The sequence below is a fragment of the Aquaspirillum sp. genome (genome assembly GCF_055136605.1).
Window position 1 is genome coordinate 1 of record NZ_JBSQVP010000011.1, and the last position, 22942, is coordinate 22942.

The 22942-nt window shown below is 49.0% G+C and carries 15 protein-coding genes and 1 pseudogene; 8 read left to right on the top strand and 8 right to left on the bottom strand.

The window, feature by feature from the left end; translation table 11 throughout:
* The first annotated feature begins 238 nt into the window (after positions 1-238).
* On the top strand, positions 239-511 hold the full coding sequence (locus tag ACTBZS_RS03225) for a hypothetical protein (protein ID WP_463043257.1): 273 nt from the start codon (positions 239-241) through the stop codon (positions 509-511).
* A 6-nt stretch (positions 512-517) separates the two neighbouring features.
* On the opposite strand, the gene ACTBZS_RS03230 is transcribed toward ACTBZS_RS03225, so the two are convergent.
* The gene (locus tag ACTBZS_RS03230) at positions 518-1666 is read right to left on the bottom strand and encodes a response regulator (protein ID WP_463043258.1); all 1149 of its coding nucleotides are present in this window, start codon (positions 1664-1666) and stop codon (positions 518-520) included.
* A gap of 26 nt (positions 1667-1692) precedes the next feature.
* Positions 1693-5964 carry a PAS domain S-box protein gene (locus ACTBZS_RS03235; RefSeq protein WP_463043259.1) on the bottom strand — a complete coding sequence of 1424 codons (4272 nt, stop codon included), beginning with the start codon at positions 5962-5964 and terminating at the stop codon, positions 1693-1695.
* A gap of 246 nt (positions 5965-6210) precedes the next feature.
* Between ACTBZS_RS03235 and ACTBZS_RS03240 the strand changes: the two genes are divergently transcribed.
* Positions 6211-6573 (top strand): Mth938-like domain-containing protein, encoded by a 363-nt coding sequence (locus ACTBZS_RS03240; protein ID WP_463043260.1) that lies wholly within the window; start codon positions 6211-6213, stop codon positions 6571-6573.
* Positions 6574-6645: 72 nt separating this feature from the next.
* Here the strand turns inward: ACTBZS_RS03240 and ACTBZS_RS03245 are convergent, their stop codons facing one another.
* Positions 6646-8850, bottom strand: a complete 2205-nt coding sequence (locus ACTBZS_RS03245; protein WP_463043261.1) for a RelA/SpoT family protein — start codon at positions 8848-8850, stop codon at positions 6646-6648.
* Positions 8851-8877: 27 nt separating this feature from the next.
* The gene (gene mutY / locus ACTBZS_RS03250) at positions 8878-9948 is read right to left on the bottom strand and encodes an A/G-specific adenine glycosylase (RefSeq protein ID WP_463043262.1); all 1071 of its coding nucleotides are present in this window, start codon (positions 9946-9948) and stop codon (positions 8878-8880) included.
* A gap of 65 nt (positions 9949-10013) precedes the next feature.
* On the opposite strand from mutY, the gene ACTBZS_RS03255 reads away from it, so the two are divergent.
* Together ACTBZS_RS03255 and bfr are read left to right on the top strand one after the other, a co-directional pair.
* Positions 10014-11177, top strand: a complete 1164-nt coding sequence (locus ACTBZS_RS03255; RefSeq protein ID WP_460429415.1) for a THUMP domain-containing class I SAM-dependent RNA methyltransferase — start codon at positions 10014-10016, stop codon at positions 11175-11177.
* A gap of 21 nt (positions 11178-11198) precedes the next feature.
* A complete protein-coding gene (bfr, locus tag ACTBZS_RS03260; RefSeq protein WP_022653039.1) occupies positions 11199-11663 on the top strand; it encodes a bacterioferritin in 465 nt (154 codons plus the stop codon).
* Positions 11664-11723: 60 nt separating this feature from the next.
* Here bfr and ACTBZS_RS03265 read toward each other — a convergent pair whose 3' ends face one another.
* The 4 genes from ACTBZS_RS03265 to ACTBZS_RS03280 all read right to left on the bottom strand — a co-directional run bounded on the left by ACTBZS_RS03265 (position 11724) and on the right by ACTBZS_RS03280 (position 18108).
* On the bottom strand, positions 11724-13457 hold the full coding sequence (locus tag ACTBZS_RS03265; RefSeq protein WP_463043263.1) for an Lcl C-terminal domain-containing protein: 1734 nt from the start codon (positions 13455-13457) through the stop codon (positions 11724-11726).
* Between the two features lie 207 nt (positions 13458-13664).
* A complete protein-coding gene (locus tag ACTBZS_RS03270) occupies positions 13665-14900 on the bottom strand; it encodes an argininosuccinate synthase (RefSeq protein ID WP_460429417.1) in 1236 nt (411 codons plus the stop codon).
* Between the two features lie 101 nt (positions 14901-15001).
* A complete protein-coding gene (argF, locus tag ACTBZS_RS03275; RefSeq protein WP_460429418.1) occupies positions 15002-15925 on the bottom strand; it encodes an ornithine carbamoyltransferase in 924 nt (307 codons plus the stop codon).
* 242 nt (positions 15926-16167) lie between these two features.
* Complete coding sequence (locus ACTBZS_RS03280) at positions 16168-18108, bottom strand: aminotransferase class I/II-fold pyridoxal phosphate-dependent enzyme (RefSeq protein ID WP_460429419.1); 1941 nt, start codon at positions 18106-18108, stop codon at positions 16168-16170.
* A 105-nt stretch (positions 18109-18213) separates the two neighbouring features.
* Here ACTBZS_RS03280 and dinG point away from each other — a divergent pair, with 105 nt between their 5' ends.
* The 4 genes and pseudogenes from dinG (at position 18214) to map (ending at position 22908) form a co-directional block, all read left to right on the top strand.
* Entirely contained in the window at positions 18214-20349 is a 2136-nt protein-coding gene (gene dinG, locus ACTBZS_RS03285; protein ID WP_460429420.1) for an ATP-dependent DNA helicase DinG, read from the top strand.
* Positions 20350-20457: 108 nt separating this feature from the next.
* Positions 20458-20745 (top strand): annotated as a pseudogene (locus tag ACTBZS_RS03290) (DUF3579 domain-containing protein); the annotation flags it as partial.
* A 185-nt stretch (positions 20746-20930) separates the two neighbouring features.
* The gene (locus ACTBZS_RS03295; protein WP_460429421.1) at positions 20931-21998 is read left to right on the top strand and encodes a porin; all 1068 of its coding nucleotides are present in this window, start codon (positions 20931-20933) and stop codon (positions 21996-21998) included.
* A 121-nt stretch (positions 21999-22119) separates the two neighbouring features.
* On the top strand, positions 22120-22908 hold the full coding sequence (gene map / locus ACTBZS_RS03300) for a type I methionyl aminopeptidase (RefSeq protein WP_463043264.1): 789 nt from the start codon (positions 22120-22122) through the stop codon (positions 22906-22908).
* Positions 22909-22942 lie beyond the last annotated feature (34 nt).

Genomic DNA, 22942 nt, shown 5'->3' on the forward strand with positions numbered 1-22942 from the left:
CGGAGATGTGTATAAGAGACAGAGTCATAACAAACGACATCCAATATAGATTTCAACTGTCAATCATTTCCACTAATCGCCTCGCCAGTTAAGTTTTCACATGCACTTATTGCAGCGACCTCATTCAGCCTAATGTTTATCAGTAATACATTCATTCAGAAGCCATCGCATATCATATTTATTTACATATCTGATTGAAATGAGCTATTTTTTGGGCTTTGATAAATGAAGCTTGTCTATGACAATGCTTATTTCAACCCAAGGATCTAACGTGCAATTCAAACTACCCTTTTACTTGTCTTCTTTGGCTATCGCAGTTGCAGTGGGCGCAGGCTTGTCCACTTTCACACCTACATCGAATGCGGTGGTATCAACTCCAACGCTGTCTGGCTCATGCGGTATTGCCATGTATTTTTCTCGCAAAGGATATCCTCTTTTAGATGGTTATGCGTTGGCGGCGATTGTGTTGATTGTCGGTGGCGCTGTGTTAGGGACCCGCACACCAAAATAGACGATGCTAATTAGATTTCACCATTTCAAGTTGATGAATGACTTCGCCGAGACGGTTTTGCAGTGCGTAATTGGCTTGGTACGCTTCGGAGAGTTCTTCAAAACTGTCGCGTACCAGATTCACTAACGCCGTTTCTTGACGCTCGGTGAGTTGTAAACCGACTAAAGCCCCTTCAACGCGGTGAAGTAAAGTGTCTAATAATGCCATCGTGTTGACTTGGTGATCGCGTTGTTGACGATCAATGTCGTGCAGCATTTGGCCAAGTGAGCCCAAGGTTTGGTGGATGAGATTGCCCCGTTGTTGTGCCAGCTGTTGGTCATATAGGGCTTGTAACCGCACTTCAACGGCTTGTACTAACGTGGCAAGGTGATCGCGTAGCCGCCCACAGCGTTCTTCATCCTCAATCGGTAGATTGTTCACAATCAATTGCACATGAGGATAGTTGATGGACAACCGATTTTTGAATTGGATAATGCGGTCCATGCTGATGATGTGCTGTAACACCGAAATTTCGAGGGCGGTGGCTGGGCCGCGATGGTTAAGTGTCAGTCGTTGATTATCACCATATAACAGTTGTACCACGCCTTCTAATTCAAACAAGCGGATTGAATCAAGGGTATTTGTTGCCAGCGTTTGAATACTTGTGCATTCGTTCAACTGCTTGAGAATCTCCAACAACATACCGGTTTCGCTCATGCTGGTCATTGCCAGCATGGCGGTGTTGGTGGCCCATTGAGCTTGGCTCTTGAGTTGTTGGCGTTCTTCGGCCAGCTCCAATACCTTAGCCACTTTACTCAGCAACATTTTGGGATTGATCGGCTTATTGACGAAGTCTTCCGCCCCGACTTCAAACCCACGCAGGCGATCTTCAAGACTGTCTAGCGCCGACAGAAATAAAACTGGAATCTCTGCCAGCGCCGGATCTTGCTTGATGCGTTGACACAAGGTGTAGCCATCGATATCCGGCATTTGCACATCGGCCAAAATCAGCTGGGGTCGGTGGATTTGTGCTTGCGCTAACAGCTGTAAACCATTGTCTAAGCTAATGACTTGGTATTCTTCACTGAGGGTATCGCTGATGAATTCCAGCATAAATTCATCATCATCCACAATCATGACTAGGGGGCGATCGCCACAGGAGTCAAAAGATAGCATGCTGTTATTCTCCAATTGGGGCTAATTTATACCCTGTTGTTAAGCGCGTGTTGGCTGTGTTGGAAATGGGCCTCGATGAGGGCTAATTGGCTGTAAGCCTCGTGATGATTAGCGAGGGCAGCGGTTTCCATCTCTTGTAAGGTCTGCCCAAGCACCACCGCACCAACTGTGTTCGCAATCGATTTGAGTCGGTGACAGATTTTAGCCATCTGCATTAAGTCTTGTGCAGCACATGCCGCGGTTAACTCAACAAGGCCGTCATTCATGGCGAGGGTAAATTTAGCAATGTATTTTTTATGTCGTTCACTGTTATCACCCAACATAGTATGCAAAATCTCATGGTCTATCCACTGCTTTTCTGGACTCGGACAGCTTGATTGCGTGGCTGTTGTGGCGACCATAGCGGGTTGTGGCGGGGTGGTGATGGGATGGGTAAACCAATAAACCAAAGTCCGATACAGCAAATCAGGTTGGATAGGCTTGCCAATAAAATCGTTCATGCCCGCTTTATAGCATTGCTGTCGATCTTCGACCGAGACATTCGCGGTCATTGCCAAAATGGGGACATGGTCTAAAGCACGGTTTTGCCGCAAATACTCGGTCGCAGAAATACCATCCATCTCTGGCATCTGCATATCCATCAAAATCAAGTCAAAAGTATGTTGTGAAGTTAACATCACAGCATGTTTACCGTGATCGGCAATCACCACTTCAATCCCAACTTGTTCGAGAATTTCCGCGGCGACTTGTTGGTTAAAGGGATGGTCATCTGCTAGTAAAACTTTTTTGCCATGTAAAACGGGGGTGTATGCCTCATGCTGTTCCAAATGGCGATTGCTTTCAGTGCAATACAGGGCATCGCTGACTGTGGTAAAGACTAAAGAAAACGAGAATGTGCTGCCGTGACCAAATTCGCTGTGAACTTGTAACTCTCCCCCCATCAACTGCACCAACTGATGACTGATTGCCAGCCCTAAACCTGTCCCACCATAACGGCGTGAAATCGAACTATCGGCTTGATGGAAAGACTGAAACAAACTCAACAAAGTGCTTTCTGGCATACCAATCCCAGTGTCTTTGACCTCGAATAACAAACGCACTTGTTGTTCAAGATCTTCTGCCATCGAAACTGCCAAACAGACACTGCCTTGTTCAGTAAATTTAATGGCATTGCTCATTAAATTGAGCAACACCTGCCGCAGCCGCAGGGCATCTCCCCGCAAATAACGCGGTAAACAGGCTTGCTGTTCGATTTTCAGGAGCAGTTGTTTTTCCGCTGCTTTTTGGCTGACAAAACTGGATAAATTTTCCAACAACACATACAGATCAAACGGTTGCTGTTCAATTTCTAGTTTGCCCGCCTCGATTTTAGAGAAATCCAGGATGTCGTTAATCAACCCTAAAAGGTGGGTACCAGATAGGGTGATTTTTTGGAGATAGTCGCGTTGTTTGGGTTCTAATGGGGTTTGTAAGGCAAGATGTGCCATGCCCAACACACTGTTGAGTGGCGTGCGGATTTCATGGCTCATATTGGCTAAAAACGCGCTCTTGGCTCGATTAGCGCTTTCTGCCTGTTCGCGTGCTTCTTCTAATTGCCGTGTGCGTTCAATCACCCGTTGTTCGAGTTGGATAGCAAAACGCTTCATTTCTTCTTCGGCTGCCCGCCGTTCAGTAATGTCGCGCACCATCGCAGTGTAAATCGGTTGCCCGTAGTTATCTGAATAGGAAACCGAGACTTCAATCGGGAAGGTCGAACCATCTGAGCGGAAACCCATTACTTGCCGTCCTGGGCGGCCGCGCATCCGGCGTGGTGAGCCCCCCTCGGCAGCAAATTGCTGCATTAAAAACTGATGGTTGGGGGCTTTGGTGATGGGAATTAACCGATCAAGCGGATAACCCAGCATATCTTCGGCACGATACCCGAACATATCTTCAGCCGCAGGGTTGAAAACGATGATATTAAATGCACTATCGACGGTAATAATCGCGTCCATCGCTGTTTCGATCATACTCGACAGCCGCATCTGATTGGCAAGCAGGGCTTGTTCAGTGGCTTTGCTGCGGCTGATATCGGTATGGGTGCCGATCATACGCAAGGGGCGGCCTTGGGCATCGCGTGAAATAATCATGCCTCGGCCGGCAATCCACTTATAACTGCCATCCTGACAACGCAAGCGATATTCCACGACACAAATATCTGTTTCACCACGCAAATGGCGTTGCACTTCGACATAAGCGCGTTGCCGATCATCAGGGTGAACGCGCACAATACTTTCGTTTGCGCTTTCGTAAAGTTCGCTTTTTTGATAGCCGAGTAAACGACACCATGTCTCGGAATAGGTCACTACATTGCTGAGCAAATCCCAATCCCATACCCCGTGTCCAGCGCCTTCAATCGCAAATTTCCAGCGTTCTTCTGCCTGCTGTAGCGCCTCACGGGTATTTTGATAGGCTTCACGGGTGCGAATCGCATTGATTACTTGGCCATAGGTGACTAACACCGGCTGTAGGGTATTGGCCAGAGAAAGATCATAACCTCCCTCTCGGTTTGCTACCCCGATCAGGCCGATCATTTCTTCGCCTCGGATGACCGGAACCGACATAAAGCTATGTAATGGCCGATGCCCTGGGGGCAGGCCTTTGCTACGCGGGTCGTTGGCGGGATCGTTGGAAATCGTGACACTTTTGCTTAACAATGACACGCTAAACAAAGCATCTAGCTGATGAAACTCCATGCCGCCATTGCGGCTGGTTTGGTAAATCGCTCGTGAGGCTTCATCCCATGAAATATCGCTCAGGGCATGGATGCGGACATAGGGTTTTTGTTGTGTGTCGTATAACACCTCACCAACAAAGCCGTACTCACTCTCGGTCAGTTGTAACACCTGTTGCAAGATGGTTTGAAACGTATCTTGTGTGGAAGAACTGATAAAAGTGCTTTGAATTTGTGAGACGGCTTTCAGGTCGGCTTCTAAGAGCGCAAGGTCACTGATGTCTTGCAAGCTGACAGGCACCACTTTTGCCGTTTCGACATCTTGAGGAATCGGAAAAGAAATAATGGCGTAGATACGTTTGCCTTGTAGCGTTTTTAACTCAACTTCAGCCCGGAAAATTTTATCGCCACGCCAAAACGCCAGCAATTCTTCGCGGATTTTGGTGATACAGCCACGGCCAAACAAATGGTTAAAACCATGTAGCAGAAAATCTTCGCGTTGGCTGCCGCCAAATAAACGGACTGTGGCGGGATTGACGTCAATGACTTTAATCAGGCTCATCAGCGAGAACATCATGCCCGGGTTTTGATCGAGATATTGCTCAAGATCTGTAATGCCTTGCATTTTTAGCTGTTGCAAATGCAAAAACAGCGGGCGCATGTCCTGATTCCAAATCGACAGCTCGGCATGGTCGAATAATTGCCGATAGCTCTGTTCACGCTCAACCAAGGCTTGTTGTTGGATAAATTGATGCGTCACATCCAACATCGTGACCAAAAAAGCATTGCCACGCTCTAACGCTAATGGCGCCCGTTTGACGATAGCGATTTTGACATCACCATTTTTGCAACGAATACGGCGCTCTAAAATCGGATAGACAATGTGGTCATCTTGCCGCACTTGGCGCGATTCAATGACCCACTCGCGATAAACCGGATCGGGATAGGCTTGTTCCCACCATTTTTCTAAGGTTGGGATATCGTCTTGTGTATAACCAAAAAGCTCGGAAAACGCGGGGTTAAGGTACAGCACATCGCCTTCTGGCGTGTAAATGCCGGTGGCGACGGGTAAAGCCTCGATCACTGCTTTTAAATTGCGCGCACTGCGTTCGGTGAGGTGATTCAGACTGCGTTCGTGCTGCTGGTGCACCTTATTGCCGATAATGATGGCTGTGTCTGGCGTGGTTTTCGCCAAGGCCAAATACGATACCGGTTCGGTTAAAAAACTGACCTCGCCTGCTTCGACAATCCCGCTATACAGATCACTTTCTGGCACATACCATGCTCGAATCAGAATCGAACGGCTTTTGCTTTCGCTGATATTGATACGGCAGCGACATTCAAAATGGATGCCATGTTTGAGCGCATCTAACCAAGCGGTTAAGACGGTGGCTAACTCTTCTGGTACCACTCGATCGAGCCAAGCGTGGCCGAGGGCATACGAATCTTCCAAGCGAAATAATTTTTGCCATGCACGGTTCACATAGCGATAGTGTCCCTCTCGATCGGCAACAAACGAGGGTAGCGGTTGTGCATCGAGTAGGCTCAGTAAGGCAGCAGCATGTGAATAGGTTGACGTAGGCATGTGGCAAAGGCTTTTCGGCGAAATCAATGTCAAAAGAGAGTTTTGATAATAGAACAAAAACTTTTCAAGATAATATATGATTTATCTGGATTTTTTGATAAAAATCTGCAAATTGCCATTTGCCGTGTCAGTTTTGTGAGACAAATCGTTTCCTTGCTAAATGCACCCCATCCCCCCATTTCTGCTACATCGCTGTTGTTGGCAGCACACTGGTACTTGTCTTGAATTTTTTGGGATGTCTCTGCTATGAAATTGCACCTTAACCAAAACCTCAATCAAAACCGCTTTACGGCCTATTCAGAAACCAGCGTCAGTATCAACAAACAGGAATACACCCCACCGTTGTTGGTCAGTGCAGAACGATTAGAAACATGGCAAGTGGCGGATTTTGCTGCTTTGCAGGCCAGTGATTTTGAGGCGCTATTAGCGTGGGAGCCTGAGGTGCTCTTGCTGGGGACTGGAACAGGGCAAAAATTTCCTCATCCCCGATTGACGGCGGCGTTGTTGGCGGCTGGGGTGGGGGTTGAAGTGATGACCACACAGGCGGCTTGCCGCACATTTAATATTTTGGCCGATGAAGATCGGCGGGTGGTGGCGGCACTGTTTTAATCAGAGAGTGGTTTGAATCGCTGGGTGGTGGTTGAGCCAGACGCTACCCCAATAGGTAGCGTCTGCAACCGATTAAAGCCGGCGTGCTTCTTGGACGCCTGAGACATCGGTAATCCGTGCCAATACGCGATAAAGCTCACTGACATTACGCACCTCAACGGTAAAGCGCATCGATGCTTTGAGATCGCGGCTTTGGGTGTTGACCGCGGTGACGTTGAGTTTTTCACGGCTAAAGATATCGGAAATATCTCGCAGCAAACCATTGCGATCCCGCGCTAATACTTCGATATCGATAGGGAACACACTGCGTTCTTGTTTCCCCCACGCAGCATGAATTAAACGCTCTGGTGCATTTGCAGAGAGTCGTTTCAGGGTCAGACAGTTGGTGCGATGAATCGAAATCCCTCGTCCTCGGGTCACAAAACCGACCACTGCATCGGGCGGTGCTGGCTTGCAGCATTTCGCCAATACAGTCATCAAATTATTGACCCCCTCAATTAACACCCCTTGGCTATCAAAGCTGCCACGACTGGCGCGAATCAATGAATTTGGATCCAGATCTGGCGCGGGTGGTGGCGGATGAATGCTGTGAATCGCCTGTGCCAAGGCCTTAAGCGTGAGTTCACCATGCCCCAGTGCCGCATAGACGTCTTCAATCTTGTGAAAATCTAATTTTTCACTCAACTGCTCCAAATTCGGTTGTACGCTTAAACGCTGGATTTCTTTCTCAAATACCTGTCGTCCAGCCTCAATAGCGACATCAACATTTTGTTGCCGAATCCACTGCCGGATTTTGCTGATGGCGCGGTGGGTTTTCACCCAACCATCATGCAGCCAATCTAATGAAGGGCCGCCTTCTTTTGCCGCCAAAATTTCAACCCGTTGGCCGTTCTCCAACGGTGTAGACAGCGGCACAATTTGCCCATCAATTTTCGCCCCTCGGCAACGATGGCCTAAATCAGTGTGGAGTGAATAGGCAAAATCCAGCGGGGTGGCGCCCTGCGGCAAGGAAATAACCTTACCAGCCGGCGTCAGGACATAAATGGTGTCGGAGAACAGTGCCGTCTGAAATTCGCTGCTCAGCGCGGTGCGGTCGCTGACTTCTTCACGCCATTCTAATAATTGCCGTAACCAAGCAATTTTGGCTTCGTATTGACTGTCGCCTTGTCCGCCTTCTTTATAACGCCAATGCGCCGCCACACCATATTCGGCATGTTCGTGCATTTCAAACGTGCGGATTTGTACCTCGAGCACTTTATCCTCTGGCCCGACCACCGCTGTATGCAGGCTTTTGTAGTCATTCGGTTTTGGGTTGGAAACATAGTCATCAAATTCGCCCGGAATCGGATGCCACATGCTGTGAACTAAGCCCAAGACCGTGTAGCAATCTTTCAAACTGTGCACCAACACCCGTACTGCCCGAATATCGTACAACTCGGAAAAGTCGAGGTTCTTTTTGCGCATTTTTTTCCAGATGGAATAAATATGCTTGGGCCGACCTGTCACATCGGCTTCGATATGGGCGTGAGCCAGTTCTCGCCGCAGGTCGTTTAAGACTCGCTCGATATAATCAATCCGTTCCACCCGCCGTTCATCCAGCAAACGGGCGATTTTTTTATAACTGTCCGGTTGCAGATAGCGGAAAGCAAGATCTTCTAACTCCCACTTCACCTGCCATACCCCTAACCGATTGGCGAGTGGTGCAAACAAATCCATCGTTTCTTGTGCAATGCGCCGTCGTTCAGATTCTTGGGGCACACGGGATAAGAAATGCATGGTTTGGGTACGCCATGCCAATTTGATCAGCACAATCCGAATATCCGCCACCATCGCCAGCAACATCTTACGCATGGTTTCTGCTTGTTGTGCCCGCGCTTCTGGCGTTTCTTCACGGTCTTGCGAAGCCAACAGCGTAATCCGTCGCATCCGGCTTACCCCTTGCACCAGCTCTGCCACAGTGGGGGTAAAGTGTTTCTTCAGCCAATCAACATAATCACCACGGTAATCAGGCATGGCAAACAGCAAGGTGGCCGCAATGGCATCGGCGAGTAATTCCATATCCGCGACGATGGCGGCGGCGGCAACCGCATGGGTGAACAGACGTTCGCCAACCGGCGGCAATGTGTCATCACCGTAGTGTTCTCGTGCAGTGTGGAAAGCCCGTTCGACAAGGCTGGCCCCTTCCGGTGGCAACCCACTGATTAAACCTGCTAACCAACGGTCTGGGTTAGCTGCATGAGCAAGAGAATCCACCAATGGGCGGGTAACAGAAACCATGGCGATTTTTTCCTAAATTCTTTTTCATCAAAATAGAGACGACATCCATGTCTCTAATAAACGTCGTACTGGGGCGGCAAGGCCGATATGCGCTAATTCTGCTGCGTTAACCCAACAGGATGCGGATTCGCGACACTCTGCTTGGGTACGAACGGCAAGCGGATATGGGTAAGCGGTTAAATGAAAATGGGTAAACTGATGCGTGACAGCATGTAAAGGCGCTGGTGCTTCGGCGGCGTTTTCCGCGATCACGGCTAATTCCTGCAACCGTTGCGCTAGCGATGTGTGTTCTGCTGTCCATTCCGGCAAACTCCACAGTCCGCCCCAAATTCCAGTTGGTGGGCGCTTTTCTAAAAAGACACGACCCTCGGTGTCGTAGAGCAATAACCACTTTACCTCGCGTTGTGGTATCTCTCGTTTTGGCCGTGGGGTGGGTAGCTGGCGCTGTCTGCCCTGTTGATTGGCTAAACAATCTTGAGCAAAAGGACAACTGCCACAATCCGGCTGACCACGGCGGCAGACTAAACTGCCAAGGTCCATTAACCCTTGCGTATAGGGTTGAATCTCGGCCGCATCCGGTAACAGCGACTCGGCCAACTGCCATAGCTGTTGCTCAATCGCTTTATTCCCCGGCCAACCCTCAATCGCGAAGACACGGGTGAATACTCGGCGCACATTGCCATCGAGAATAGCCTCACGTTGGCCAAAGGCAAAAGCAGCAATGGCGGCAGCGGTTGAGCGACCGATGCCCGGGAGTTCGGCTAACAGCGCTGCGTGTTGTGGAAATTGGCCGCCATAGTGTGTCGCGATGTATTGTGCTGCACGGTGAAGATTGCGTGCGCGGCTGTAATAACCCAAGCCACTCCACAAGCTGAGCACATCATCAATATCAGCACTGGCTAAAGCCGTGACAGTAGGAAACCGCGCCATAAAACGCGGATAGTAGTTCAAGACGGTGCTGACTTGAGTTTGCTGCAACATAATTTCCGACACCCATACCGCGTAGGCATCTGAAACTTGCCACGGTAAATGATGACGACCATGAATTTTCTGCCATGTTATCAGCTGTTTGGCAAATTGTTTGGAAGAGATAGGCATATTCTTATAGAGGGAACGACAAGACAGGTACAATAGAGAAAGTTTCTTTTTTTTAAGCAAAGTTTATGTTGACTGAACAGTTTTTCGCGCCTTGTCCTCGTGGTTTAGAGCCGGTCTTGACTCAAGAATTGCATACCTTGGGTGCAAACCAGATTGTTGCACGAGATGGCGGTGTCGCCTTTAGCGGGGCATTTTCCTTGATGCGGCGTGTCAATCTACATTCGCGTGTTGCCAGTCGCGTGTTGTTGCGGTTGGCGCATGCGCCCTACCGCAATGAAAATGATGTCTATCGGCTGGCGCGGGGGGTGGATTGGACACTGTTCTTCTCCATCGCTGACACGTTCAAAGTCAAAACTGATGCCATCAAAAGCCCACTGCCAAGTTTGGATTTTGTCAGTCTTAAAGTGAAAGACGCCATCTGTGATGTCTTTCGCGAACGTACCGGTGGACAACGTCCTTCGGTTGATACCGCGCAACCACATCGCCGGATTCATGTTTTCCTCGATGCTAAATACGCCACGTTATATCTCGACACCTCCGGCGAGGCGTTGTTCAAACGCGGTTGGCGACAAAGCACCCGCGAAGCACCTTTGCGAGAAAATTTAGCCGCTGGCATTTTGGCGTTAACAGGGTGGACACCAGAACAGACATTATATGACCCGATGTGTGGAAGTGGGACTTTCTTAGTTGAAGCGGCACATATTGCCCTCAACCGTGCGCCTGGTCGTGGTCGTACCTTTGCTTTTGAACAATTCCCGGGTTTCGATGCCCAAGCGTGGCAGCGTGAAAAACAACAGGCGCAAGCGGCTGAGCTGCCGGTAAAAACATTGCCAATTTATGGCAGCGATGGAGATCGCTATGCGCTTGCTGCAGCCCAAGAAAATTTAACCGCCTGTGGTCTAAACGGTGCGGTTGCTTTGCAGCTTGGTGATATTTTAGAGATGTCGGCACCAACGGCAGAGGGGATTTTAGTGTGTAATCCACCGTATGGTGTACGCTTGGATGAACAAGAACATTTAGCGGCATTTTATCCTGAATTAGGGGCGTGGATGAAACGTGCCTTAGCCGGTTGGCGTGCTTATTTCCTGAGCGCCGATCCGCAATTGGCGAAAGGGGTACGTTTATCTGCATCCAAGCGCACTCCCTTGTTCAACGGTGCTCTAGAATGTCGTTTATTCGAATATAAGATGGTAGCGGGCAGTAACCGCAAACCGCGTTCCGCCGAGTAATTATTTTTTAGGAGCAGTGTGATGCAAGGTCATCCAGAAGTCATCCAACACTTAAACGATCTGTTGGCCGGGGAATTGATGGCGCGGGATCAGTATTTTCTGCATGCCCGCATGTATGAAAATTGGGGTTTTAGCAAGCTGTATGAGCGTATCTGGCACGAAACGCAAGAAGAAACCGAACATGCAGATCGGCTGATTGCCCGAATTTTGTTCCTTGGTGGTGTACCGGCGATGAAACCGCTGGAGGTCAAAGTCGGCCATGATGTGCCATCGATGTTAGCGCGTGACTTAGAAGTGGAATATGAAGTGGTTACCACGTTGCGTGAAGCGATGGCCTGTTGTGAAAAACAACAAGACTACATCACCCGCGATATGTTGTTAGATCTGTTGCGCGATACTGAAGAAGACCACGCGCATTGGTTGGAACAACAGCTGAATCTGATTAAACAGATTGGTTTGCAAAATTATCTGCAAAGCCAAGCTTAATTTTTTAGATAACAAAAAAACGGCCCTAAACAGGCCGTTTTTGCTTTTTTTCTATCGCTATCATACCCAACCATCGAACACCATCACCGTACCAATTGTGGTGATGGCCTCATCACTGCTGGCCAATTGAACTGCCAATGCATCTCGAGCAGCACTGCCGCCTCCTTGTAAAGCCGCTAATCCAACGGAAAGTTCGGCACTGCTGGCTGCGCGATTTAATGTGTGAGCGTACACAGCCTGAATATATTGTTCATTTCCTAAGGCCATTAAAGCCGTATTGCCTGCGTGAAACCATGACAAAATCGCTTCGGAAGATAAACGCCCTGCAAACCAAGCATTCACCGCCTCCTGTACCAAAGGCCATTCGCTAATAGAAACATCTCGATTCAAAAACGTATGGAATAATCGTGCCACAATACCTTCAACTGCGTTATGTGCGAAAAAAACATCTTTGCCTTGGTCAAAATCTAAAATTTCACCATTTCGCACCGTCACCTTCGCACCATCAGCCAAACGGGTAATCAATAACGATCCTGCTTGTTTTGCCAATGACACATCGGAAAAGGCTGCCGATATTTTCAGCTGATCCACGCCCGCTCCAGCATCAATCGTCATTCCATTGGAAAGCGAGAGATAGCCTTGATCATTGCCAGAAGTGCCAACGAATGTGCTGTTATCCGTGCCTACATCGCGAACCAAGCGAACCATATTATCAATACGAATCACATCGCCCTGTGGACCGTAGCCATAGGGGTAATCACTGGCGGAGCCACTTTTGGGATCACTGCGTTGTGAGCCTGCACCATGCACATCCATTAAAGTGTATTGACCATTTTTCTGCATCCATCCCAACGCTCTGCCAAAGGCAATATAAACAGCGTAATCGCCGGTGCCTCCCTCAACATGAGAGGTGCCTGTCCAATAGAAACCATATTCTGGCTTTTGTGTTGTGCCTATATTGGTGGTTTGAAAAATAGGATCGATCGCAGCACTGGCTGTTGTATCAGGAGAACGCGAATAATCAACCAAACTTTGTAACTCTTTCGCATTCGGTAAACGCCAATCGCTATGTCCCGCAGTGTTCATTGACTCGGCATAAGCAAGGGCTTTTTCCCACGTCATGGGTGTGGCACTGTCATTCTTTAACCACATCAAACCAGTGGCTTTGTCTGTGATGGTACCATCACCATTGTCAACAAACTGATTTTTGCCATAGTCCGGATTGCCTCGCACCAAACGAACATCCAAGGTATTGGTGGTGTTACCGATTGAAATAGGGTAGCCCTTGATCCGCCCATCAGCGAAATTCACGCCAAAAGCCGTTGGGTCGCCATTCATAGTCGTGCTGACATACGCCGTTGATGACCATTCTTGTGCATCAATGAAACGTTCGCCGCTCGAGGTGTCACCGTAACTGAAATTAAAATAAGAGGTGTTGATATAAGGTGTTGATGCCGCAGCAGTTTGCGCGGTGTTACCGGTGAATTGAATGAGAGAATAAAGTTCTTTGATCGTCGGTAGGCGCCAGTCGCTTTTCCCTGCGATGATGGCACTGTCAGCATAGCTCAATGCTTGTTGCCATGTCATTTCTTGACTGGCTACGGTTTTTTGCCACATTAAACCCGTATTCAGATCAGATACTGTGCCATCGCCATTGTCTTGGTACGCAGGCTGCAAACCCACATAGTTGGCATCTTGGCCGTAAAAGGCCTGTCCTTCTGTACGCGTCGACACGGTGTTGGTCAACCCATAAAACTGGGTCTGACCTGTATCAACAATGTTATAAGTACCCATACCCAGATCCTTGTTGTGTGTGGAGATCGCCGTGTCTCATGACGCGGTGTTGAAATTCTCCTACGCAAAAAAGTCGGGGACAAGTGAATTGCTGTGGCTATTTGAATTTTGCACGACAAGTTTTTAACTTGATAAAAAAACAAAGCTCTCAAATGCTTGAGAGCTTTGTCTGCGGCCTGAAAAAAACGGTTTTTTCGCTAAAACCGCTTAGCTACGCTTATTAGCGGCATTCGCAGCAATGCGCATCCGCAACGCATTTAAGCGGATGAAGCCATGAGCGTCTTTTTGGTTGTAGGCGCCTTGGTCATCTTCAAAAGTTGCGATAGTCGGATCAAACAGCGAATCGGTTTTCGAATCGCGGCCAACCACAATCACATTGCCCTTATACAATTTCAGGCGAACCCAACCGTTGACGGTTTGTTGTGTATGATCGATCAGCGCTTGGAGTGCCTGACGCTCTGGGCTCCACCAGTAGCCGTTATAAATCAGGCTGGCATAGCGTGGCATCAGATCATCTTTCAAGTGTGCCACTTCGCGGTCGAGGGTGATCGATTCAATCGCACGGTGAGCACGCAACAAGATGGTGCCGCCCGGGGTTTCATAACAACCACGCGATTTCATACCGACATAGCGGTTTTCCACCAAGTCCAGACGCCCGATACCATGTTTGCCGCCCAGCTCGTTCAGCTTCGCCAGCAATTCATGTGCGGCCATCGCTACCCCGTTGATAGCAACCAAATCACCTTTAGCAAATTCAAGGTCGATGTATTCAGCGGCATCGGGAGCTGCTTCTGGGCTAACAGTCCAACGCCACATATCTTCTTCGGCTTCTGCGGCTGGATTTTCCAGATGACGGCCTTCGAAGGAAATATGCAATAAGTTGGCATCCATCGAGTAAGGCGAACCGCCCTGCTTGTGTTTCATGTCGATTGGAATGCCGGCTTTTTCTGCATAGGCGAGTAATTTCTCACGCGACAGCAAATCCCACTCGCGCCATGGTGCAATCACTTTGACACCCGGCATCAAAGCGTAGTAACCCAATTCAAAGCGAACTTGGTCGTTACCTTTGCCGGTTGCGCCATGCGAGACCGCATCGGCACCTGTGGCGCGTGCAATTTCAATTTGCCGTTTGGCGATCAATGGCCGTGCAATCGATGTGCCGAGCAAGTATTCACCTTCATAAATGGTGTTAGCACGGAACATGGGGAACACGAAATCGCGGACAAATTCTTCACGCAAATCATCGATAAAGATATTTTCTGGCTTGATACCGAATTGCAACGCTTTTTTACGAGCGGGTTCCAGTTCTTCACCTTGGCCGAGGTCGGCGGTGAAAGTCACCACTTCACATTGATAGGTGTCTTGTAACCATTTGAGGATGACCGAGGTATCTAACCCACCGGAGTAAGCCAAGACCACCTTGTTCACTTGAGATTCACTCATCAGGAGATTTCCTTAAATATCGCACATAAGAACAGCAACACCGTACCCGTGCGACACGGGTACGGGTTGTTACAGGGGAATCACCCCCGTAGTAAGCGGGATTAACGCGAGACGCGGCCTAATAACAGATATTCGATGACGGCTTTTTGCACGTGCATCCGGTTTTCGGCTTCATCCCATACCACCGATTGTGCGCCATCAATAACTTCTGCGCTGACTTCTTCGCCTCGGTGGGCGGGCAGGCAATGCATAAACATCGCTTGTGGGTGAGCCAAGGCCATCAATTCGGCTGTTACGGTGAATTGTTCGAAGGCCGCAGCACGGGCAGCACTTTCTGCCTCGAACCCCATGCTGGTAAAGACATCCGTGGTCACAATGTCTGCACCCTGCGCTGCTTCGCGTGGATCGTGACAAGCGTAATAGAAACTGCTGTCGTAGATATCATGCGGCAAGGGTTTAATCTCATACCCTTCGGGTGTCGCGACACGCAGTTTGAACCCTAACAGGCGCGCGGCTTGTGCCCAAGTGCGTGCCATATTATTGCCATCACCGATCCATGCAACGGTTTTCCCTGCAATTGGGCCACGTTGTTCCACCCAAGTGAAAATATCTGCCAACACTTGGCAGGGGTGGTATTCGTTGGTCAGACCGTTGATAACAGGAACCCGAGAATGGGCGGCGAGTTGTTCGACATTCGCCTGTTCAAAAGTGCGGATCATGATGATATCGGACATGCGCGATAAAACACGCGCCGTATCAGCAATCGGTTCACCACGTCCAATTTGCGAAGTATGGCCATCTAAGAACAAGGCATGGCCGCCAAGTTGGGCCATGCCCGCTTCGAAAGAAACCCGGGTGCGGGTCGAGTTTTTTTCGAAGATCATCGACATGACTTTGCCGACAAGCGGACGATACAGTTCACCATCATAGTGACGGCGTTTCAGAATTCGCGCCCGTTCGAACAGATGCAAATACTCGTCTTGGCTGAAGTCAGTAAATTGGAGGTAATGCTTTGGCGTTTTCATCAGTTTTACGCGGGAGCATTGGCCTCGATCAGAAGCCTCAAGGTAAGCATGAACAGGGATATGACACCCTATTTTACCTTTGCTTGCTCCCCCTTTTTGTTAGGTCTAGGGTTTAGAAAAAGACCCGTGGTAACGGGTGGGCTGTCGTTGTTGGCGAGAAAAAACTGACTTCTCTCGCCAACACAGGCTAGATCAGCTTGAATGAATCTTCTGCTAATTTGCGTGCTTAGGCAAGGCTGATGCTAAATAGCCGCTTGATTGGGTGCTTTCTGTCGCAAAATTCGCAAACATTCTTCGCCTGTTGTTTGGTCTAGACCGTGTACTTCGATATGTTTTTGGGCTTTTTTTAACCGAACTAAATAGGCAATGATGTCTGCTGTAATCTCTTGTCCGGGGACAAGCACAGGAATCCCCGGTGGGTAAGGCACAATTTGATCGCAGGCAATTTGTCCGACCAACGCTGGATTTGGCGCGCCATTTTCGTCACATAACGGCACTCGCTCACCACGCTGATAAAACGCATCCCGTGGTAAACACAAAAGGCGGCTAAAGTGAGGGATTTCCGGTAGACGCAGTGGTGGCCGTGGTAGTCGTTTTTCTTTTGCTAGTCGGACAATGGCATCGTGCAGCCGTGAGACTTTGCTGCGAGTGGTGCCAAGTGTGAGTAACAGGGTGACTGTATTGAAAGTGGATTTTTCAATTTGAATATTAAAGCGTTCAAACAACACTTCCTGTAATTCATCCGCCGAGAAACCAGAATCGGAAATGTCTAGCGTCAGCTTGCAAGGGTCGAGCAAGATGCCATCTTCCCGTACCTCCTCTGGTAACAATTCTTCTAAAGACAATACCCGAAAAACCCCCGTGGCATTGATTTGCTCGCGCAGTTCAGCGGCCAAATGCAGGGTACGATGTAATAACTTATAGCCTTCCATGACAGCTTGTTTTCTTGCCACATCTAAGCTGGCAATCAAACTGTATTGCGGGCTAGTTGAAGCGTGCATGTTGAAGTTTTCACGGAAAACATGCGGATCGAAGTCGGGGTCGTTGACATGAATCATGCTGGCTTGGGAAAACGCTGACAGCACTTTATGAGTGGATTGAGTGGCATAGTCAGCCCCACATTCCAAAGCCGTGGGGCGTAGGGCAGGATGAAAGCGGGCATGGCCATACCATGCTTCATCCACCAAAACCTTAATCCCTTTCTCATGGGCGGCAGCAATAATGGGCTTGAGGTCGTAGCGCAAACCATCGTAGGTGCACGAAGTTAAAATCAGCACTTTAGCCTGAGGGTAATCTGTCATCGCTTCTAAAATCCGGTGTTTCGGGACAGGGCCAAAAACACCATAGCGGCGGTTGACGGAAGAATCTAAATAAACGGGCATCGCTCCCGACAGAATCACGCCATGATGCACCGATTTATGGCAGTTACGGTCTAACAACAAAATATCGCCCGGGGATAACAGACTTTGGAAGATGACTTTATTCGAGGTTGATGTGCCATTGGTTGCAAAATACGTTTGTTTTGCCCCAAAAGCCCGAGCAGCGCGGGCCTGTGCTTCGGCGATCACCCCTTCTGGATGCAATAAAGAATCGAGCATCGGGACTGACACAGATAAATCTGCCCGTAACACCTGCTCGCCAGCAAAATCAAAAAAATCACCAACCCACGGACTAGAACGTAAGCTATCACCGCCAGAATGACCGGGGGTGTGCCAAGCATCTTTGGCTAAAGCCACATAGCGTTTCAGTTGATCAAAAAAGGGGGTTGCGGCTTTATCTGCGATTTCTGCCTGTAAAATACGAAACCATCCGGCATAATCTTGCTCGGCACGATAAAAATAACCACTGATTCCCAGTTCAGCGAAATGTGCGATGCGTGGGCTATCTTCTTGTTCTAGCAAGACATACAGTGATAGCTCAGGACGATAGCTTGTGAGGTGTCGCAGCAAGGTGGCCGCATTCTCACCGTGACTGGATTGCAAACTGTCATCCACTAAAACAGCTTGAATATCACCATCTTGTTCAATGGCGTGTTGTGCTTGTTGTGCACTTGCCTCGCTGGAAAAAGTGAGGCCAAAAGGATTGTCATAACGCATCAACACTTGAGAAAAACCGGCCAAGGTTTGTTGGCGCCAAGCAGGATCACTGCTGACCAATAGGATACGGCTGAGGATGGGTGTCATCGTTCGTATAAATAAAGTGGGTAAAAGGACATAAGATGCTAGCGAGAACTGTGCCGAGGGTCACGCCGCAACGCACAGTAAGTTGCTCTGGAGTACAATTTAGCCATGCTCTCTGATACTGAAAAACAAGCGCTGCAAGATCTCTATCGTTTGCTGGCGCAACGACTCCCCCACTTTCGCCCGCGTGCCGCCCAACGGCAAATGCTTGCTGAAATTGCCCACACTTTTGCCATTGCCCGTGAACCGTCAACCGATAGCACGGCAGTGACCGATAAACTCAATTCGGGTCGCCATATTGCGGTGATCGAAGGCCCAACTGGCGTCGGTAAAAGTTTGGCTTATTTGTTGGCTGGTATGGTGATGGCGTTATCACGCGGCAAAAAACTGATTGTGAGCTCGGCTACCATCGCCCTACAAGAACAGTTGGTCAATCGTGATTTACCCACGCTGATTGAACACAGCGAGTTAGACGTATCCTATGCCTTAGCCAAAGGGCGAGGACGCTATCTTTGCCCTTACCGTTTACATCAAATGACGGGGCAAGACACTGCAGCGGCTGATTCACCTTTTGACAGACAGTTTGCCATGTGGGATCACAAGCCTTTACAAGGTGAATTGTCCTTACTGCGCTTGCTTGCAGAACAATTTCAAGCCCAGCAATGGTCAGGTGATCGCGATGATTGGCCTGAGGTGATTGATGATCGGTTGTGGCAAAAAATCACCAACGACCGTCATGGTTGTTTGAAAAGCCGCTGTCCACAACGGCCACAATGTCCCTTTTATCTGGCACGGGATGTGCTAGAAAAAGTGGATGTGGTGGTGACCAACCATGATTTGCTATTGGCTGATGCCAGCATGGGCGGTGGGGTGGTGTTGCCTGCACCCAATCAAAGTTTGTACTGCATTGATGAAGCCCATCATTTGGCCAAGAAGGCGGTTGGTCAATTTGCTGCTGAACATAGCCTGTTACAAGCACAATCTTGGCTTAAGAAAACCACAGAGCTGTTGAATCGTTATGTGGGTTTTTTACCATCAGCGGAGCCGGTACTGTTAACGCAAGACACCATGCAAGCCTTGCATGATGAATTAAGTCAATTACATGCCATCTTGCAAAACGAACCTCGATTTACTGAGACAGACAATCCAGCGCCGTGGTTATTTGAACAAGGTGTTTTGCCAGATGGTTTGGCTTTGGTGGCTGGCAATATGGCGTTGATGAGCGCCAGTCTGATGAAGCAGCTCACGACCTGTGGCGAGGCTTTGTTGGAAGTACGCAAACAACACCCTGATGATGAGGTGACGATTGATCACTACAGCAGTGAACTGGGTATGGTAATGGGGCAACATGAGCGTATGGCTGCTGTGTGGCAGCACATGGCACAACACGTCGAGCCGCCGACCCCGCCGATTGCAAAATGGATAACACAAAAACGCGAGGCAAAAAAAGTGGATTTTATGATTTCTGCTTCGCCCATTTCTGCTGCGAGTGCCTTAAGTCAAACCCTGTGGCAAAAAGTCTCGGCGGCGGTGTTGACTTCGGCAACCCTGCGTTCATTGGGTAAGTTTGATTTATTGCTGCAGCAAACTGGCTTGGGGTGGTTAGACGATGTGCGTTGTGTGGCGCTGCCTTCGCCTTTTGATTTTGCACAGCAGGGCGAGCTGTATCTACCGCCAATGCAGGCGAATCCACGCGATAGTGCCGCACATACGGCAGAAATCATCAGCGTATTACCGACTTTAATTGATACCGCAGAAGCCGTGGGGAGTTTGGTGCTGTTTTCTTCACGGCGACAGATGTTAGACGTTGCTGCGGGTTTACCTACTCCTTGGCGTGACTTGCTCTTGGTGCAAGGCGAGTTACCTAAGGCGGTGTTGTTGGCACAACATCAACAGCGTATTGCCACTGGACAAGCCAGTGTGATTTTTGGTTTAGATTCGTTTGCCGAAGGGCTTGATCTACCCGGCGAGCAGTGTGTGCATGTGATTATTGCCAAATTGCCATTTGCGATGCCGGATGATCCTGTTGGACAAACCTTAGCGCAATGGATCACGGCCCGTGGGGGGAATCCGTTTTTAGAAATCAGTGTGCCAGAAGCGTCGATCAAATTGGTGCAAGCGGTAGGACGTTTGATTCGTACCGAACGAGATTATGGACGAGTATCTATTTTGGATAATCGGTTATTAAAACAAGCGTATGGCCGTCAGTTATTGGCTGCACTCCCCCCATTTAGACGAATCTAAGCACCATCATTTTGCGGTAGAATACGACCTCAGAAGCCCCTTACCTTGCGGCGCTTCCATGCTGAATAACAAAGCCTTTTTGGCATCCTAAGAGACACACCATTCGCCATGATCTGCAATCCTTACGAAGTTATCATCCAAGGTATTACCTCTGATGGCCGTACTTTCCGCCCCAGTGATTGGGCCGAGCGTTTGTCCGGTATTTTGGCCAGTTTCGGTAATGATCAGAAAATGTCTTACCACCCCTATGTGCGTCCATTGATGCTGGATAATGTGCGTTGTGTGGCGGTGGATAAAAAACTTGAAAAGATCGACCCGCGTGTTTTTGCCTTTTTAATGTCGTTTGCCAAAGACAACGATTTGCGGGTGATTGACTGTCGTACCCTGATTGATGAGGTCTATCCGAACCAGTTTTTGGGTTAAACCGTATCAAAAAAACAACAATTGCTGCGTTGCAGGACGAAAATGCAACACCGACTTCATCGTTTTTATAGAAACCCTCTGTTATAGTCGGTGCGCTTTCGTCGCATGAAGCCAAACAACAACACGTTTCTACAACACACTCTGTGGAGCTCATTTCTATGAACAAAAAGCTGATCGCTGCTGCTTTAGCCGGTGCTTTCGTTGCCCCAGTCGCTATGGCTGACGTCCAAATCTACGGTTTCATCAGTGCTGGCGTTGAACACGCTAAAGCCACTGGCGCTGCTGGTAACGTTGCTGACAAAGATCAATACGAAGGTCGTATGCGTATTGCTAACGAAAACTCCCGTATCGGTTTCAAAGGCAGCGAAGACCTGGGTAACGGTCTGAAAGCTCACTGGCAAGTTGAACAAGCCATCAACGTTGATGACAGCAACTCCTCCAGCAACTGGGCAACTCGCAACAGCTTCATCGGTTTGGCTGGTGGCTTCGGTGATGTGCGTTTAGGCCGTCATGACGATGCTTACAAACTGGCTATCGATGGCGTGGGTCTGAACGTGATGACCAACACCACCGCTGATAACGGTTGGGGCAACACCACTTGGGGCCGTGCTGGTTCCCGTCGCAACAACACCGCGATCTACTTCTCGCCAAAATTCAGTGGCTTTGGCGTACAAGCCAGCTACTCTGCTGACGAAACCCGTGCTTATGATGGCAACGAGCGCACCGACGCTTCCATCTACGCTTTGGCTGCGACCTACCAATTGGAAGGTCTGAAAGCAGGTTTGGCTTATACCCGTCACAACGACACCAAGACATTGGCTAACAACGACATCGACGCATGGGCGTTGGCACTGTCGTACAAATTCGGTGACACCATGGTGGGCGCTGGTTACGAACGTCTGGACTACGATGTCAAAGGCGGTCAAGACTACGATCAAGCCAGCTGGACCATCGCTGCTGCTCAACAATTCGGTGCATTTGGCCTGAAAGCTTCCTACACCCAATTGGGCAAAGCTAAAGGCTTGGCTGATGCAGACAAATACAAAGCAAACCAATGGGTGTTGGGCGCAACTTACGACCTGTCCAAGCGCACTCAAGTGTTGGCTTACGCAACCCGTATCGACAACAAAGACAAGGCCGCTGTTAACTTCGGCGTGAACCCTGTGACTGTTAAAGCTGGCTCCAACCCACAAGCTGTTGGTGTTGCGCTGAAACACTCCTTCTAATTTCTTGCAACGCATGGCGTTGCCAAGGTTAGAAATCTAAAACGGGCTCCCCTAACGGGTGCCCGTTTTTGTATTTTTTGTTACCATCGTGCGCTTTCCCTATCCTGACTATCAAAAATCCATGACTATTCATTTGAAAACCGCTGAAGACATTGAAAAGATGCGTATTGCTGGTCGTTTAGCGGGTGAAGTATTAGATTACATTACGCCATTTGTAAAAGTAGGCGTCACCACCGCCGAACTCGATCGTTTGTGTCACGAATATATGGTGAACGAACAGGGTTGTATCCCTGCACCATTAAACTATGCGCCCGAAGGCCATACGCCCTATCCAAAATCGATTTGTACATCGGTTAATCAGGTGATTTGCCACGGTATTCCAAATGAAAAGCCGTTGAAAAACGGTGATATTGTGAATCTGGATATCACGGTGATTAAAGACGGTTATCACGGTGATACCAGTCGGATGTTCCTTGTTGGCGATGTTACGCCCCAAGCGCGCCGTTTGGTGAAAACAACATTTGAAGCAATGTGGGTTGGGATTGATTGCGTTAAACCGGGGGCTCACCTTGGTGATATTGGCTATGCCATCCAACGCTATGCAGAAAATGCTGGCTACTCGGTAGTACAAGAGTTTTGTGGGCATGGGATTGGTAAAAATTTCCATGAAGAACCACAAGTTTTGCATTATGGCCGTCCGGGCATTGGTGTCGAGTTAAAACCGGGGATGATTTTTACCATCGAACCGATGATTAACGCAGGTAAGCGCTTTATTAAAATTAAATCGGATGGTTGGACGGTCGAAACCAAAGATCGCAGTTTGTCCGCACAATGGGAACACATGATTTTGGTGACCGAAACAGGACATGAAGTCTTAACACTCTCGGCCGGTGCACCGTCGCATCCTTAATGCCTAGATATAGAAAATCCCATCGCTTTTGATG